Annotated in this window: 15 protein-coding genes and 2 pseudogenes; 10 read left to right on the forward strand and 7 right to left on the reverse strand. The window is 70.1% G+C overall.

Annotation, left to right across the window (positions count from 1 at the left end; translation table 11 throughout):
* The first annotated feature begins 191 nt into the window (after positions 1 to 191).
* The 4 genes from ACGFZQ_RS02260 to ACGFZQ_RS02275 all read left to right on the forward strand — a co-directional run bounded on the left by ACGFZQ_RS02260 (position 192) and on the right by ACGFZQ_RS02275 (position 5,310).
* Positions 192 to 2,240 (forward strand): GTPase, encoded by a 2,049-nt coding sequence (locus ACGFZQ_RS02260; protein ID WP_393838779.1) that lies wholly within the window; start codon positions 192 to 194, stop codon positions 2,238 to 2,240.
* A 440-nt stretch (positions 2,241 to 2,680) separates the two neighbouring features.
* Positions 2,681 to 3,148 (forward strand): single-stranded DNA-binding protein, encoded by a 468-nt coding sequence (locus tag ACGFZQ_RS02265; protein WP_351690937.1) that lies wholly within the window; start codon positions 2,681 to 2,683, stop codon positions 3,146 to 3,148.
* 371 nt (positions 3,149 to 3,519) lie between these two features.
* Positions 3,520 to 4,902, forward strand: coding sequence for a Cys-Gln thioester bond-forming surface protein (locus ACGFZQ_RS02270; RefSeq protein WP_393838780.1), 1,383 nt, complete (start codon positions 3,520 to 3,522; stop codon positions 4,900 to 4,902).
* Positions 4,903 to 4,938: 36 nt separating this feature from the next.
* On the forward strand, positions 4,939 to 5,310 hold the full coding sequence (locus ACGFZQ_RS02275) for a hypothetical protein (RefSeq protein ID WP_393838781.1): 372 nt from the start codon (positions 4,939 to 4,941) through the stop codon (positions 5,308 to 5,310).
* 140 nt (positions 5,311 to 5,450) lie between these two features.
* On the opposite strand, the gene ACGFZQ_RS02280 is transcribed toward ACGFZQ_RS02275, so the two are convergent.
* From ACGFZQ_RS02280 to ACGFZQ_RS02290, 3 genes and pseudogenes are all read right to left on the reverse strand, one after another.
* A complete protein-coding gene (locus ACGFZQ_RS02280; protein ID WP_351690943.1) occupies positions 5,451 to 5,699 on the reverse strand; it encodes an SCO4226 family nickel-binding protein in 249 nt (82 codons plus the stop codon).
* A 445-nt stretch (positions 5,700 to 6,144) separates the two neighbouring features.
* Positions 6,145 to 6,420, reverse strand: a pseudogene (locus ACGFZQ_RS02285) (tyrosine-type recombinase/integrase); the annotation flags it as partial.
* 489 nt (positions 6,421 to 6,909) lie between these two features.
* Positions 6,910 to 7,632 carry a hypothetical protein gene (locus ACGFZQ_RS02290; protein ID WP_393838782.1) on the reverse strand — a complete coding sequence of 241 codons (723 nt, stop codon included), beginning with the start codon at positions 7,630 to 7,632 and terminating at the stop codon, positions 6,910 to 6,912.
* A 262-nt stretch (positions 7,633 to 7,894) separates the two neighbouring features.
* On the opposite strand from ACGFZQ_RS02290, the gene ACGFZQ_RS02295 reads away from it, so the two are divergent.
* Positions 7,895 to 8,230 carry a hypothetical protein gene (locus ACGFZQ_RS02295; RefSeq protein ID WP_393838783.1) on the forward strand — a complete coding sequence of 112 codons (336 nt, stop codon included), beginning with the start codon at positions 7,895 to 7,897 and terminating at the stop codon, positions 8,228 to 8,230.
* A gap of 220 nt (positions 8,231 to 8,450) precedes the next feature.
* Here ACGFZQ_RS02295 and ACGFZQ_RS02300 read toward each other — a convergent pair.
* Together ACGFZQ_RS02300 and ACGFZQ_RS02305 are read right to left on the reverse strand one after the other, a co-directional pair.
* Positions 8,451 to 8,764 (reverse strand): annotated as a pseudogene (locus ACGFZQ_RS02300) (hypothetical protein).
* Positions 8,765 to 9,357: 593 nt separating this feature from the next.
* Positions 9,358 to 9,636 (reverse strand): hypothetical protein, encoded by a 279-nt coding sequence (locus ACGFZQ_RS02305; protein WP_393838784.1) that lies wholly within the window; start codon positions 9,634 to 9,636, stop codon positions 9,358 to 9,360.
* Positions 9,637 to 9,714: 78 nt separating this feature from the next.
* Between ACGFZQ_RS02305 and ACGFZQ_RS02310 the strand changes: the two genes are divergently transcribed.
* The gene (locus ACGFZQ_RS02310; protein WP_393838785.1) at positions 9,715 to 10,470 is read left to right on the forward strand and encodes a GntR family transcriptional regulator; all 756 of its coding nucleotides are present in this window, start codon (positions 9,715 to 9,717) and stop codon (positions 10,468 to 10,470) included.
* Between the two features lie 277 nt (positions 10,471 to 10,747).
* On the opposite strand, the gene ACGFZQ_RS02315 is transcribed toward ACGFZQ_RS02310, so the two are convergent.
* Positions 10,748 to 11,284, reverse strand: coding sequence for an SHOCT domain-containing protein (locus ACGFZQ_RS02315; RefSeq protein WP_393838786.1), 537 nt, complete (start codon positions 11,282 to 11,284; stop codon positions 10,748 to 10,750).
* 257 nt (positions 11,285 to 11,541) lie between these two features.
* On the opposite strand from ACGFZQ_RS02315, the gene ettA reads away from it, so the two are divergent.
* The 3 genes from ettA to ACGFZQ_RS02330 are packed head-to-tail and all read left to right on the forward strand — an operon-like array spanning position 11,542 to position 14,288.
* A complete protein-coding gene (ettA, locus tag ACGFZQ_RS02320) occupies positions 11,542 to 13,206 on the forward strand; it encodes an energy-dependent translational throttle protein EttA (RefSeq protein WP_393838787.1) in 1,665 nt (554 codons plus the stop codon).
* 6 nt (positions 13,207 to 13,212) lie between these two features.
* Positions 13,213 to 13,623: a thioesterase family protein gene (locus ACGFZQ_RS02325; protein ID WP_351735214.1), complete on the forward strand. Its 411-nt coding sequence runs from the start codon at positions 13,213 to 13,215 to the stop codon at positions 13,621 to 13,623.
* Positions 13,620 to 14,288, forward strand: coding sequence for a hypothetical protein (locus ACGFZQ_RS02330; RefSeq protein ID WP_393838788.1), 669 nt, complete (start codon positions 13,620 to 13,622; stop codon positions 14,286 to 14,288). Before ACGFZQ_RS02325 ends, ACGFZQ_RS02330 begins: the two co-directional genes overlap by 4 nt.
* Positions 14,289 to 14,302: 14 nt before the next feature.
* Here ACGFZQ_RS02330 and ACGFZQ_RS02335 read toward each other — a convergent pair whose 3' ends face one another.
* Positions 14,303 to 14,707: a globin gene (locus ACGFZQ_RS02335; RefSeq protein WP_351735218.1), complete on the reverse strand. Its 405-nt coding sequence runs from the start codon at positions 14,705 to 14,707 to the stop codon at positions 14,303 to 14,305.
* Between the two features lie 79 nt (positions 14,708 to 14,786).
* Here ACGFZQ_RS02335 and ACGFZQ_RS02340 point away from each other — a divergent pair, with 79 nt between their 5' ends.
* Positions 14,787 to 15,806, forward strand: a complete 1,020-nt coding sequence (locus tag ACGFZQ_RS02340; protein WP_393838789.1) for a methyltransferase domain-containing protein — start codon at positions 14,787 to 14,789, stop codon at positions 15,804 to 15,806.
* The last annotated feature ends 5 nt before the right edge of the window (positions 15,807 to 15,811 follow it).

A 15,811-nucleotide genomic window follows, 5' to 3' on the forward strand; every position in this document is an offset into this window, starting at 1 on the left:
GTGACTGCACCGGTGACTTCGAAAGCGGCCCGACCGCGGCGGGCGCCACACCGGACGCCGGACGTGAGCCGGGGCGAGAGCCAGGGCGTGAGCCGGGGCGGGGGTCCGGACGGGAGACCGTATCGGACCGGGTACCGGACTGCGTGCCGGAACCCGTTCACGACCCCGGTGCGGACCCGGGGAGGGCCGCTGTGAAGGACACCTCGAAGGGCACCGTGATGGAGTCGGTCAAGGACCCGGGGAGGGACTCGGGGAACGGCCCGGGAAACGGCCCGGGGAGGGACTCTGCCAAGGGCTCGGCGAAGGGTTCGGGCTCGGGGAAGGGCTCCGCGTCGGACTGCGTGAAGGAGGCCGCGAACGCCCCCGGGGCGCGCCTCACGAAGGACTCCGTACCGGACGGGTCCCGGGCCCGGCGGGACGGGACCGGCACGGAACCCGCCGGCCCGGCCGAGGGCGCCGCCGAGACCGAGACCGTGCCGCACGCGCGCGTACAGGAGCAGCGCGAGCAGCGGGGACCGGGCGACGACGACCCGGGCGCCACCGACGACGTCTGGGACGACGGCCTCATCGCCCGCCGGGTCAGCGAGACCGCGAAACCGGCCGTCCCCGTCCTGGAGACCCGGGGCCCGGGCGCCCCGCCCCCCGCCCCGCTGGCGTACGACGGACAGCTGCGCTCCCGCCTCGACGCGCTGCGCGAACTCGTCGGCCTCTCCCGCACCCGCCTCGACAGCCAGACCCTCTCCGAGGCCGGCCGGGTCCTGGACGAGGCAGCCGCCCGGCGCCGGCTCTCCGGCCAGCACACCGTCGTCGCCATCGCCGGCGCCACCGGGAGCGGCAAGTCGCAGCTGTTCAACGCGCTCGCCGGAGTCGCCATCTCGGAGACCGGCGTACGGCGTCCCACCACCGCCGCGCCCATCGCGTGCAGCTGGAGCGACGGCAGCGCGGCCCTCATCGACCGGCTCGGCATCCCGGGCCGGCTGCGCCGCCGCCCCGTGCACAACCCGGAGGCGGACGCGCAACTGCGCGGCCTGGTCCTGATCGACCTGCCCGACCACGACTCGGCCGTGGTCCAGCACCGCGAACACGTCGACCGGATCCTGAAGCTGGTGGACGCGGTGATCTGGGTCGTCGACCCCGAGAAGTACGCCGACGCGGTGCTCCACGAGCGTTATCTGCGGCCCCTGTCCGGTCACGCGGAGGTCATGTTCATCGTCCTCAACCAGACCGACCGGCTCCCCGGCGAGGCCGCCGACCTGGTCCTCGACGATCTGCGCCGGGTGCTCGACGAGGACGGCGTCGCGCTCGGCGAGTACGGCGAACCGGGTGCCACGGTGCTCGCGCTGTCCGCGCTCACCGGGGACGGCATCGGCGAACTGCGCGAGAGCCTCGGCCAGTTCGTCTCCGAGCGGGGCGCGGCGGCCCGCCGGGTCGCCGCCGACGTGGACGCCGCCGCGGGCCGGCTGCGGCCCGTCTACGCCACCGGGCGCCGCGCCGGGCTCAGCGAGGAGGCGCGCGACGACTTCGCCGCGCGGCTGGCCGACGCGGTGGGTGCCACCGCCGCCGGCGACGCCGCCGAACGGGCCTGGCTGCGCAACGCCAACCGGGCCTGCGGCACGCCCTGGTTGCGGCTGTGGCGCTGGTACCAGGGGCGCGGCGAGCAGCCCACGGGACGCCTCCAGCAGGCCCAGCCGGAGGAGGAGGCCACCGCGCGGCAGAGCGTCGAGCAGGCGGTGCGTACGGTCTGCGACCGGGCCTCGGCCGGACTGCCCGCGCCCTGGGCGCAGGCGGTGCGGGAGGCGGCCGTACGCGGCTCGCAGGGCCTGTCGGAGGCGCTCGACGACCTGGCCGCACGGGCCGGGCTGCCCCCCGGGCGGCCGCCGCGGCCGGGCTGGTGGCCGGTGGCGGTGCTCGCGCAGGCCGCGATGACGCTCCTCCAGGTGGTCGGCGGGCTGTGGCTGGTCGGGCAGATCACTGGGGTGATGGCGCCCAACCTGGGCGTGCCGGTGCTGCTGATGATCGCCGGGATCGTCGGCGGCCCGCTGGTCGAGTGGGGCTGCCGGTTGGCGGCACGGGGACCGGCCCGACGGTACGGCCTGGAGGCGGAGCGCCGCCTGCGGGAGGCGGCGGCCGGGTGCGGCCGGGCCCGGGTACTGGACCCGGTGGCGGCGGAACTGCTGCGCTACCGGGAGGTACGGGAGCAGTACGGCCGGGTGACGCGGGCGGGAGCCGGGGTGGGGTGACGCCGGCGAGGAGACGGGTGTCGCGAGCCCCGTGGCGAGGCCGGGTGGTGAGGCCCGCCATGGGGGGGCGGAGAGGTGAGGCCCGCCACGGGGGTCGGGGAGTGGTGAGGGTGAGGTCTGTGGCCGGGGTCAGGGGTGTGGTGATGTCGGCGGGGCCTGGGAGTGGTGAGGCCTGTGACCGGGGTCGGAGGTGTGGTGACGTCGGCGGGAGCCGGGCGGGGTGAGGTCCGTCGGGGGGATGCGGGTCACTCGTCCGGGTGGTGGGGTTTTCCCCAGGCCGCCGGTGGTCCACAGTGCTCGGCGGGTCCGGCCCGGCCCCGGCAGTCTGGTCCCGCGGCGATCGCCACGAGGGCGGCCGCCGCGGTGGACACAGCCGTACGGGACGGGCCCGTACGCGGATCCGCCCCGGCCCCGGCGGCCGGGCGTGGGAGGGGTTCGTGATGAACGAGACGTTGGTCTGCGCGGTGGGCAATGTGGCGACGCAGCCGGTCTACCGGGAGCTGGCGGCGGGACCGTCGGCGCGTTTCCGGCTGGCGGTGACCTCGCGCTACTGGGACCGCGAGAAGAGCACCTGGACGGACGGCCACACCAACTTCTTCACGGTGTGGGCCAACCGGCAGCTCGCCACCAACGCGGCGGCCTCGCTGTCCGTCGGCGACCCGGTCGTCGTGCAGGGGAGGCTGAAGGTGCGCACCGAGACCCGGGAGGGCCAGCAGTGGACCTCCGCCGACATCGACGCGGTGGCGATCGGCCACGACCTCGCCCGCGGTACGGCGGCCTTCCGGCGGGCCGGGAAGCCGGAGACGGCGGCACCGGCACCGCCTCGGCCGGAGCCGGACTGGGAGACGCCGGCGGAGTCCCCCGACACCGCCGTGCAACAGCAGTCGGAACCGGTGGCGGTGACGTGAAGTCGCCCCGGGCGGCGCGCCGTTCGCCACGGCCTGACCGAACTGCGGCCGGTTGATCGCCCCTTGACGCTTTATCGGCGGGTGCACTGCGAAGTGCCCACCGCGACGACCGGGCGGATTTGTCGATAAGCGCTGCTCATCCGGCGTCCCGCGATAACGATTACGGATCGGATCGCTCATCCGACCATCTCACCGGGAATGGGCGGTCCGACTGATCCATAGGATGCCGGGCGTGGCCCCTGGGGTCGCTGATTCTGCTGGTGGGACCACCCCCCGCGTTCAAGGGGTCCTGCTCGAAGGGGAATTCTGTGCTCGCTGCGTTCTCTGGTTCCTCGGCGCCCGGTGCGTCCGCCAGGCACTCCGGTACGCCCGTGTCCGCGAGAGGCGTGGCCCGCCTCGCCGTTGCGGCACTGACGTCCGGGCTGGTGGCCGCCGTCGCGCTGACCGGTGCCGGCCGGGCCGCGGCCGACGACGGCACCACCCAGAGCCAGAGCGGGGCGACGGCGACCATAGGCGGCCTGAAGACCTACGGCGAGGCCGTCGTGCACGGCGACAGTGGTGACGAGCAGGTGGCCGCGGGCCTGTTCGAGATGTCCGTGGACGGCGGCGGCATGCTCCAGACGTACTGCGTCGACCTCCACAACCCCACCCAGCGGGACGCCAAGTACCACGAGGCGGCCTGGAGCGGCACCTCGCTGGGCGCCAACAAGAACGCCGGCAAGATCCGCTGGATCCTGCAGAACTCCTACCCGCAGGTCAACGATCTCGCCGCGCTCGCCCGCAAGGCCGGGGCGGGCAGCCTCACCGAGCAGGACGCGGCGGCCGGTACCCAGGTGGCGATCTGGCGCTACTCGGACGGTGTGGATGTCGACGCCGTCGACCCGCAGGCCGAGAAGCTCGCCGACTACCTGGAGAAGAGCGCCCGAAGTCAGACGGAGCCGCAGGCCTCGCTGACCCTGGACCCGCCCGCGGTCTCCGGTCGGCCGGGCGGCCTGCTCGGCCCGGTCACGGTCCACACCAACGCGCGCACCGTCACCGTGGTCCCGCCCGCCGACGCGGCCCTGACCGGCGTGCGGATCACCGACAAGACCGGCAAGCCGGTCAGCACGGCGCAGGACGGCACCGAGCTGTACTTCAAGGTCCCCGACGACGCCACGGACGCGTCCGCCGAACTCGCCGTCCAGGCGTCGACCACCGTCCCGGTCGGCCGCGCCTTCACCTCCGAGAGCCGCAGCCAGACGCAGATCCTGGCCGGCTCCAGCGAGTCCACGGTCGCCGCGACCGCGAACGCGACCTGGGCGGAGCAGGGCGCGATACCGGCACTGTCGGCCGAGAAGAACTGCGCCGCGGGCGGCGTGGACATCACCGCGGCCAACACCGGCGACCAGCCGTTCACCTTCGAGCTGATGGGCACCGAGCACACCATCCCCGCGAACACCTCGCGGACGGTGACCATCCCGCTCCAGGAGGACCAGGTCTACGACTTCACGATCACCGGCGCCAACAGTCTCGAACGGCGCTTCACCGGCGTCTTCGACTGCAAGACCCAGGCCGTCGAGAGCGGCCTCACCACCCAGACCCTCAGCGAGCCCAGCCCCGCCTCGGTGGGCGGCACCGCCTCCGACGTCAACCTCGCCGCCACCGGCGGCGACTCCGCGACCGGCGTGATCACGGGCGTCGCCATCGGCCTGGTGGTGATCGGCGGCGCGGTCCTGGTGATCCTCCGCCGCCGCGAGAACCCGATGGGCGACTGACCCCCGCCGAACGGCCCCGCAGGGCAGTATGACCTCATGACCAAGTCATCCCGCGGCACTTCCCCGGACTCGGTGCTGTCCCTGTGGTCGCAGGACTCGGTGCTGTCGATCGGCTCGGTGGGATCCGTGCTGTCCATCGGGTCGGTCGGCTCGGCCCTGTCCGTCGGCTCGATCGGCAGCGCCCTCTCGGTCGGCTCGATCGGCTCCGCGCTGTCCCTGATCTCGGCCGGCTCATGGCTGAGCACGGGATCCCTCCTGTCGGCACAGTCCCGCTGGTCGGTCCTCTCCTGGCGCTCCTCACACGCCCTCCGCGCGGCCGGAGCCGCAGGAGCCCTGGCGGCAACCGCCCTGCTCCTGCACCGCACCCTCCAGTCCCCTTCCGTTTCCGGCACCACCGACCGCCACTGACTCCCGCCCCCCCACAACCACAGAGGACGAGGCCACGGGTTCAAATCCTGTTGGCCCCACCAACGAGAAGACCCCCGGTCCCCAGGCGAATTCCAGGGGTCTTTGGCTTTCGCCCATGGTGCGCCAGAGGGAACCCGCGTTCACACGGTCACGGGCACCGGGTGGATCTCGTCGGCCCGATGACCGGCACGTTCGTGGATACGCTGGACTGCATCGGCCGAGGGGGCCTCGGAGAGGCAGTAGACCGTGCCGGACTCCGGGTCCGCCCAGGCTTTCTCGAAGTGGACGCCTTCTTCCTGTTCAATGGCAAGATCGGCCCCGTGGGCCTGCTTCAGCTGGTCGGCCGTGATGCCGTTCATCCCGTGGTGGACGTCCATGAACTGGGGCATGGTTTCGCGCCTCCATCCAGCTCTCGTGCTCCGGCGAATTGCCGAGCCGCGCTCGTCGGCTCCGTCATTTCCATCCTGTGCCCGTACGGCCATGACGGCGACTGTGCAGGCTCTGGCCAGCGGGTTGCCGGCGAGGTGCACTAAACGGGAAGGCGCCCCAGGACTACCGGCATCCCGGCGCCGAGGACCTGTACGAGATGCTCTGGCTGATGGGGGGACACCTCGCTGCCGGCGCGCCCGTCCCGGCTCTGCCTCACGAGGCCGACCGACGGTGACCGACAGTGACAGACGAGCCGCAGTCGCCGTCAGTAAAGTCGCAGGTCAGCGGCGCCAGACCAAACGGGTTAACACCCAACGCTGGACGTCAGGCAAGATGGGGTGTTACTTGCCAGGAAAGGGCACTAAAAGCCCTCACCAGCAGGTTTCCCGCCGGTGAGGGGCCGTCTCAGGCAGCCTGGGCCGTCTCTGGGCCGTCGTGGGTGTGACCGGCGGCCCGGTACATCGCAGAGATGGCTTTCCGGGTCCGCGTCTCGCTGGAGGGCATGAGATGCGTGTAGACGCGGAGGGTGAATCCGGGGTCGCTGTGCCCGAGGTACAGACTCAGAGCCTTGATATTCTCCCCGGCGTTCAGCAGGACCGAGGCGTAGAAGTGCCGGAGCGCGTGTATCCCGTGCTCGCGGGCGGCGGCGTACCGCTGCCCCTTCTCGGGGGCCGGGATGATGACTCGACAACTGGCGATCTAGCGTGCCTTCATTTTGGCAGGGCAGGGCAGGGCAGGACACGCACCGCCCGAGCCGCTGCCAAGCGCCCATGCCGCGAATGGCTACGACGGCCAAGGTCTCTCGGGGCCCGTGTTCATTCAACGCCTTCACGGCCTGCTTCTCGGACGTTTGCCGGGCCGATGGCTACAGCGCCACGTTCGACAGCCGAGACTCTGGGGAGCGGGTGCTCTACTCGTTGCGTGCAGCGGGTTCGACCATCCGTCGTTGTCAGTGGTCGGAATCGGCCTTATTGCCTTGGGTCACGTAGTGAAGCCGACTTCGTGATCATCTGGAGTCGGTGGCTCGTGCCAGACGCGTGCCAGATCCGGCGGGAAATCACGGGGAACACCGGGGAACCAACGGCCAGGCCGCCGGGCGCCGATGCCCTTCCACCGCAGGTCAGCCAAGCAGCGCACCCTAGATCACCTCAGCTTCCCAAGCTGAGAGCTTCAGCCGGATGCCCGGCGTACTGTCGCTTGCCTGCTGTCCAGCGCGTCACTGATCTCCCGAAGGCGTCCCCCGGGCAGAGCAAAGGCGTTGCTGGGGTTCCGGTATGAGTGTCCACCGTCGTTGATCCAGACGCCGTCTGCCAGTCTCCAGTGGGCAGGTGCCCATTGGCCCTGGTTCTTCAGGAGCGTGCCCGCCACTTCGGCAGGCTCTTCGATCAAGGTGAGAGCGGCGAGAGCGGTGGTGAGGGCGGCTGCCGCGTCGTCGGGAAGTCGCGCGGCGCCGAGTGTCGGAAAGAGCAGCAAGAGACGCGCGTCGGGGTCGGCAATGCCCTCTGTGGCCGGCTGTCGTGCAGCAGACAGCAGCTCCGGCCAGGCCATGCCGGGTCCCATGAAGTGACCGTCATCCACGGCAAGGGTTTCCGCTGCGGACCACGCTGGGTGATGTATCAGGTAGTCCACCCCGTGGTCACCCTCGATGTTGCGGTAGACGACGTGAATGGTGTGCCCCGAGGACAGCGGCACACTGAACACCGGCCACTCCCGCTCGGAGGACAGCCCGCGATACAGCTCCATGGCCGCGTCCCAGTCAGCACCGAACGCAGCTCGCTGCGCGTCCTCACCCTGCAACGAAGTACCGAGGTGCACGGGCCAGAACAGCGGATCATCCAGGTAGGCACTGTCCTGGACCAGAGGGCCCTCTTCGTATCCCGGGATCCTGAGCACATGAGGATGATGGCACGAGGGACAGACACTGCCTCCGGGCTCGCGGTTCGGCCGTTCCGTCTCATTCACCATCGTTCGCCGACGTTCAGCCGAGACCAGAAGACCGCTCCCGTCCACGGGAGAGCCGCCCCTGAACCCAGGTGAACGTCCCTGCCCGCACCCCAGCTCCCTACCACCACAGTTGGAAAGCGTGCGTCGGCTCGCTCGTGGCCGACCGATACGGTGTGGGCGCGTTGTCAGAGTCTGGTGGCATCGTGCCCGCATGGACACGCTCTTTGATTTTCCCGAACCGGAGACACACGAAGAGGCCGTCATTGCTCGCTATCGGCTGAGCGATGACCAATACGGCTCGCGTGCCGAACGGGAAACGATCTTCGCCGCTGAGCGCACCATGACGGCCGCCGTCGAAGAGGCGCGAGTCGGTGAGGTGGACGGGAATGAGTTCGGCGGAGGCGAAGCCGTGCTGTACGCCTACGGGGCGGATGCGGAGGCGCTCTTCAAGGTGATGGAGCCGACCCTTCGCGGTGTGCCGTTCAGGCCGGCCCACGTCGTGCTGCGGCAGGGGAGCCGGGAGACGGAGACCCGAGTGGATCTGTGATGCGGTACAGCAACGGAGTACAGCAACCCCAGCAACCGTCAGCACCCAATGTCGGCCGTCACGCCCCTCCCCGCAGCCTGTATGACCTCTAACGACCGATCTCTACAGAGCTACGGATCAAAAGCTGTGCTGAGCGCGACGCCCCAGCCTCTTACGAGTCGTCGCGCTCAGCTCCCGGTTCTGTCTGTCCGGTCAGCGATAGGGCCTCTACGCTGCTGTACTACAGGCCGAAGTCCGCATCCGTTTCCAGTCCCTCCGGGTGACAGTGTCCCCGGCTGGTAGCTACACGGAGCACGTCCCGCAAGGCGCCGGCCAACTGCGCGGCGAGAAGGCGCAACTCCTCCCTGTTCGCGGTCTCATCGTCGAGTGCCGGTGCCGCCTGCTCCAGAAGTTGGGACGCCATGCCGAGCTGAATCGACTCGATATGGTCCGCGAGGCGGGACATGAAGCTTTCCGGGTCATCGGTGTTCAGGTAGCAGGGCTTACCCCCCGGCCGGCCCACGGCAGAAGCCTCAGCCCGCTGTGCGCCGTCATCTCTGCGCCCGCCTCTCGATAATCCATGTTGGCTACCGGCCGACCGCCGGAGTCCCGGACGCTCACTGCTTCAACGCCCCGGGAGTCGTGGCGGCAGACGCTGAGTGGCACGAGCAGTCGCACGCCTCGTAGATCAGCGGGACGTCGATCGGTGCCGAAGCAGGAGAAGACTCCGCGCACTCGTGGTGCGTGCCGACGCGGCAGGCAGTTGACCGGTATGGGGCGGCCGACGCGCCAAAGTCGCCCGGTTGCTGTTGTGGGGTCATCAGCTGACCCCCAGAAGGAAGGACCTCGCGTCGGCCCGCGCGTCACCGGCCACGACATCCATCGAGTGCTGTCGTACGCGCCTCTCCCACGCCAGCAAGTAGGGGCGGACAAGCGGGGTGTCCTCCCCTCTGAGCAGGTCGCGGTGGCCCGTCCGATCGGAGACCACTCCGAGAGCCACCGTCGGTTCGTCAACAGGCTCGGAGGACGCACAAGCAGTTGGCAGCCGAGGTGGCGCTAAGCAGCGGCGGTGCCTGCCACTGGGGACGTACCGCGCCCTGGTGCGGGCGACGGCGCGGCGGATACGGTTGAGCACGCTGAATCAGCTCCTATCGCTGATGGCGCGGTCCCCCGGCATCGCCCGCCGCGGGGACCGCTTTGCGTACGACCGTCCAGAGCGTGCGGCCGTTCAGACTGGTGGCGTGGAGCCCGAACCGATCGGCCTCGGCCACCACCTCCAGGACCTCCCTCCACGACTCGTCGGAGAGCGATTCCGGTAACTCCGCTTCGACCGACGTGAAGCCGGCGCGTTCCTCCATGCGCGTGGGGAGCCCGACGGCGGACAGCCGGGCGGCGATGGCCGCCGCGCTACCTCCCGAAACGGGCACAGGGCAGCCTCCGTCACCAGTAATCACCTTCGGTGAAGCTAGTTAACTAGATTAGAGCTAGTGGACTAGATTTTCCACATGTCTGAGCAGCCGCCTTACCTCCGCATCGCCGACGAACTCCGGCGACGGATCGCGGAGCACGTGTGGGAGCCCGGGGACCGCCTCCCCTCCCGCGCGCAGATCGGCCAGGAGTGCGGCGTGGGCGAGAACGTCGTCCGCCGGGCACAGGAACTGCTGATCTCGCAGGGCGTGCTGGAAGGGCGAGCTGGATCGGGTACGTACGTCGCCGAGCCCCGGCAACGCGTGCGGGTCGTCCGGTCCTCGGCGCGTGAGCAGCCCCAGGGGTCGCCGTTCCGCGCGGACATGAAGGCCCTCGGCAAGCAAGGCGACTGGGAGAGCCGGACCGACGCCAAGGTCCCCGCTCCCGCCGACATCGCCGCACGGCTGGGCATCGCCGAAGACGACCTGTGCGTGCGGACCACGTACGAGTTCCTGGCCGACGGCAGGCCCGTGCAGCTGTCCACCAGCTGGGAGCCCTACGACCTCACCGCAGGCACCCTCGTCGTCCTCCCCGAGGGAGGCCCGCACGCCGGAACCGGCGTTGTGAACCGCATGGCAGCCATCGGCATCAACGTCAGCCACGCCGTGGAGCAACCCGAGCCCAGGCAAGCTACCGCCGAGGAAGCCTCACTCCTCGGCATCCAGAAGGCCGCTCTCGTCACCCACATCCGGCGGACCTACTACAGCGACCAGGGACGGCCCGTCGAGACCGCGGACATCATCGTGCCCGCCGCCCACTGCGAGATCGTCTACGAGATCCCCATCAAACGGTAAGCGACAGCCCCCTCAGGCCATGATCCGAGGCCCTCAAGTCGTGCACCGGCCGTGCCCCTTCCGTGCCCGACAGAGCGGGAAACCAGGGGGAACAGCGGTGTCCGACGGGCAGCGCAGCGCACGCGCCAACGGCCCCCGACCGTACTGCCTGGTCAGGGGCCGTAAATGTCAAGCGGTGGGTGTGGGATCTGAACCTGCGGTGACTCGCGCCACGGCGGTTTTCAAGATTGTTCAGGGCCTGGGCTCGGCCGCTTCGCAATCACCGCGTCCACGCGCATCACATGCGGGCGAGGATCTCCGCCTTCTTGGCCGCGAACTCTTCCTCCGAGAGGATGCCGGCATCCCGCAGTTCCGCCAGCTGCCGCAGCTGCTCGACGGGCGTACTCGCCTGCGGCGCGGGAGCCACGGCCTGAACAGGGGGAGTGGTGGCAGGAGGGGTCTGGCCGGGGGCAGGGATCTTTCCGAGTACCAAGTCGGTGAGCAGCGCCTTGATGCCGGGAGCCGCGTCGTGCGGCACTCGGAACTCGATCGTGTTACCCGAAGCCACCACCACGACCTTGGTGTACATCAGGCCGTCCCGCTTGGTCACCACGCTGGAGATGCTCTTGGCGGGGATCATCTCGGTGCCCGCGTCGGAGCCACGGACCCCCGTGGCCAGGAGCGACGCACCGCCGGTCAGGAAGCCCGCCGTGAGCTTTTTGGCGCTCATACCGCGGGCTCGGGCCCACTCGACCCGGTCGTGATAGATGGCCACGTCGGCGTTCTTGCCGTCGATGTGGCTTTTGAAGGTCATCAGCGCGTTGCTGAACATCATGGTGCTCCTGATTTCAATGCGGCGTGGTACTTGCCGCCCGCCACTAGACACACACCGGGACGCGAAGGTTGTGCGAGGGGCGACAGGGAACCGATGGGCGATCGCGCACGGTGACAGTCCGGCCACGGCCACCGCCACCACCAGCGAACCCCCAGGTCACAGCCCCCTGACCAAACGGGTTAACACCCAAGGCTGGACGTCAGGCAAGATGGGGTGTATCTGCCCACTGCCAGTTTCAAGCTGCCGGACGGTTTCTCTTGGCTGAGTTCATTTACACCATGCGCAAGGCGCGCAAAGCGCACGGCGACAAGGTGATCCTCGACAACGTCACCCTGAGCTTCCTGCCGGGGGCGAAGATCGGCGTTGTCGGTCCGAACGGCGCCGGTAAGTCGACCGTGCTGAAGATCATGGCTGGGCTGGAGCAGCCGTCCAACGGCGACGCCTTCATCTCGCCCGGTTACAGCGTCGGCATCCTGATGCAGGAGCCCACGCTCAGCGAGGACAAGACCGTCCTGGAGAACGTCCAGGAGGGTGTCGCCGAGATCAAGGGCAAGCTCGACCGGTTCAACGAGATCGCCGAGCTGATGGCGACCGACTACTCGGACGCGCTGCTCGACGAGATGGGCAAGCTCCAGGAGGAGCTGGACCACTCCAACGCCTGGGACCTCGACGCCCAGCTGGAGCAGGCCATGGACGCGCTGGGGTGCCCCCCGGGCGACTGGCCGGTCACCACCCTCTCCGGTGGTGAGCGCCGCCGCGTGGCCCTCTGCAAGCTCCTCCTCGAGGCCCCTGACCTGCTGCTCCTCGACGAGCCCACCAACCACCTCGACGCCGAGTCGGTGAACTGGCTGGAGCAGCACCTCGCCAAGTACGCGGGGACCGTGGTCGCGATCACCCACGACCGGTACTTCCTGGACAACGTCGCCGAGTGGATCCTCGAGCTCGACCGCGGCCGCGCCTACCCCTACGAGGGCAACTACTCCACGTACCTGGAGACCAAGGCCACCCGACTCAAGGTCGAGGGCCAGAAGGACGCCAAGCGGCAGAAGCGCCTCAAGGAAGAGCTGGAGTGGGTCCGCTCCAACGCCAAGGGGCGGCAGGCCAAGTCCAAGGCCCGTCTCGCGCGGTACGAGGAGATGGCCGCCGAGGCCGACAAGATGCGGAAGCTGGACTTCGAGGAGATCCAGATCCCGCCGGGCCCGCGGCTGGGCAGCGTGGTCGTGGAGGTCGACAAGCTCAACAAGGCCTTCGGTGAGAAGGTCCTGGTCGACGGGCTGAGCTTCACCCTCCCGCGCAACGGCATCGTCGGCGTGATCGGCCCGAACGGCGCCGGCAAGACCACGCTGTTCAAGATGATCCAGGGCCTGGAGACTCCGGACTCGGGTGACATCAAGGTCGGCGAGACCGTCAAGATCTCCTACGTCGACCAGAGCCGCGCCAACCTCGACCCGAAGAAGACGCTGTGGGAGGTCGTGTCCGACGGCCTCGACTACATCAACGTCGGCCAGGTCGAGATGCCCAGCCGGGCCTATGTGTCCGCGTTCGGCTTCAAGGGCCCGGACCAGCAGAAGCCGACCGCCGTCCTCTCCGGCGGTGAGCGCAACCGCCTCAACCTGGCGCTCACCCTCAAGCAGGGCGGCAACCTGCTGCTCCTCGACGAGCCGACCAACGACCTCGACGTCGAGACCCTCTCCAGCCTGGAGAACGCGCTCCTGGAGTTCCCGGGCTGCGCCGTGGTCGTCTCCCACGACCGCTGGTTCCTGGACCGGGTCGCCACCCACATCCTCGCCTACGAGGGCGAGTCCAAGTGGTTCTGGTTCGAGGGCAACTTCGAGTCGTACGAGAAGAACAAGATCGAGCGCCTCGGCCCGGACGCCGCGCGTCCGCACCGTGCCACCTACAAGAAGCTGACCCGGGGCTGATCGGACTTGCGTCACCACTACCGCTGCCCCCTGCGCTGGTCCGACATGGACGCGTACGGCCATGTCAACAACGCGGTCTTCATCCGCTACCTGGAGGAAGCCCGCATCGACTTCCTGTTCCGACCGGAAAAGGATTTCAAGCAGGGGTCGGTGGTGGCCCGCCACGAGATCGACTACAAGCGGCAGCTCGTCCACCGGCACCACCCGGTGGACATCGAGCTGTGGATCACCGAGATCAGGGCCGCCTCCTTCACCATCACCTACGAGGTGAAGGACGACGACACGATCTACGTACGCGCCTCCACGGTGGTCGTGCCCTTCGACTTCGAGACGGGCCGGCCGCGCCGGATCACCGCCGACGAGCGGGACTTCCTGGAGGAGTACCGGGACGACAAGGAGGAGGCCGTCGCCGCATGACGGTGCTCCACCTCGCCGACGACGGGGAGGCGGCGGATCTCGCGGCCTTCCTCTCCCGGCTGCTCCACTACGACCGTTCGGCCGCGGTACGCCTCCAGGCGGCCGGCACCGCGCTGGCCGTCTTCGGGCGGCCGCCGTCCTTCGAGGTGCTGGCGATCCGCGCGGTGCGGCTCGCCAAGCCCTACGAGCAGGGTCTCGACGTCGCGCTCGATGTGACCGTCTCGGCGGGCGAGTTGCTGGAGTCGGTGGACGAGCGGGCCGCCACGGCCGGCGTGCCGGGGGCGGTCACCGGGCCGCCGTGGGCGGGCGTGCTGCCGCCGCGCGGTGGCTGGCGGCCGGAGCCGGGCCTGCCCGCGCCGCGGGCGCTGGCGGCCACGGTGGCGGCCGCGGTGGTTGAATTCCGGTCCCGTACGGCGGAGTTGCCGCCAGAGGGCCGTACCCGGGCCGAACTCGACCGGATCGGGCGGGACATCTGGTCCCGGACCGTGGGCGGCACCCGGCTCCCGGTACGGGCCGTGCACGCGGCCCAGTCGCTGCGCTTCCTGCGGCCGGGCGACGAGGCCGTGCTGCTCTCCGCGGGGGTGTGGCTGCGGCTGCGCACGCCGTTCGGGTCGATCGCGGTACGGCAGGCGGGACTCGGGGCGCTGGACGTCAGCGTCCGCTGAACCGGTCCCCGCGCTCAGTCCGGGGTGTTCACCATCGAGGCGGCCGCGTAGGTGAGGTAGTTCCAGAGGGTTTCCCGGTGTTCCTCGGACAGACCCAGCTCGTCCACGGCCACCCGCATGTGCCGCAGCCAGGCGTCGTGCGCCGCCCGGTCCACGGTGAACGGGGCGTGCCGCATCCGCAGCCGGGGGTGGCCGCGGTTGTCGCTGTACGTCGTGGGGCCGCCCCAGTACTGGATGAGGAACAGGGTGAGCCGTTCCTCGGCCGGACCCAGGTCCTCCTCCGGATACATCGGCTTGAGGAGCGGGTCCCCGGCGACGCCCTCGTAGAAACGGTGGACCAGCCTGCGGAAGGTCTCCTCCCCGCCGACCTGCTCGTAGAAGGTCTTCTCCTGAAGCGTGCCGCGCCGAATCTCTCTCACCCGTACATGGTCTCAGACGCGGTGACCGAGGACTCAAGGCTTAGGACCCGCAGCGGAGGCGGGGTTCTAGGGTGGGCACATGGGCACCCACGACTCCGAGACCCCGGAGATCCCTGAGATCCCCGCGAACTCGGAGATCCCGGACATCGAGGGGCTGGCCGCCGTGGCGCGGGGCGAGCTGGTGCGGGAGATCGACGCCGAGGGGGTCTGGGCGGCGGAGCCGGTGTGGCGGGAGGCCTTCGAGGCGGTGCCCCGGCATCTGTTCGTGCCGTACTACTACGTCGCCGGGGCACGCGGCTATGAGCGCCGGTGGGGCGAGAGCGCCGATCCAGGGGCCCGGGAACGCTGGGTGCGGGGTGCCTACGAGGACGTTCCGCTGGCCACCCGGCTGCGCGACGGTCAGCTGCTGTCCTCCAGCAGCCAGCCCTCGCTGATGGCGCGGATGCTGGTCGCGCTGCGGGTGGCCGACGGCGACCGGGTGCTGGAGATCGGCGCCGGGACCGGGTACAACGCGGCCCTGCTGGCCCATCGGCTCGGCGACGACGATCTCGTCACCACGGTGGATGTGGATCCGGAGATCACCGAGTCGGCGCGGCTGCATCTGGCCGCGGCCGGTCATCGGCCGGCCGTCGTCACCGGGGACGGGGCGCGGGGGGTGCCCGAGCGGGCGCCGTTCGACCGGATCATCGCGACCTGTGCGCTGCCGGGCGTGCCACGGGCGTGGGTCGCGCAGTGCGTGGCGGGGGCGCGGATCCTCGCTCCGGTGGCCACGGGACTGCTGGCGCTGGCCGTGCGGGGCGGGGGGTGTGCCGAGGGCCGGTTTCTGCCGTCGGCCGCGTTCTTCGTGCCGTTGCGTGGGGTGGAGCGGGCGGCGCCGGGGGATGTGGGCGGGGTGCCGTCCTGGGCGCTCGAGGACGAGCTCTTCCGGTTCCTGATGGAGCTGACTCAGGGGGTGCTCAGCCCTCGGAAGGCGTACGAGGTGTGGGAGCGGGCGGGGATGCCCGGGCGGGAGCGGTACGGGGTCACGGTGGAGGGGGACGGGGAGTGGGTGTGGCTGGACGACCGGGAGGGGCCGTGGGTCTGGCCCCTCCCGGTCTGAGCCCC

It is taken from the genome of Streptomyces sp. NPDC048254, assembly GCF_043201895.1.
Lineage (GTDB): Bacteria > Actinomycetota > Actinomycetes > Streptomycetales > Streptomycetaceae > Streptomyces.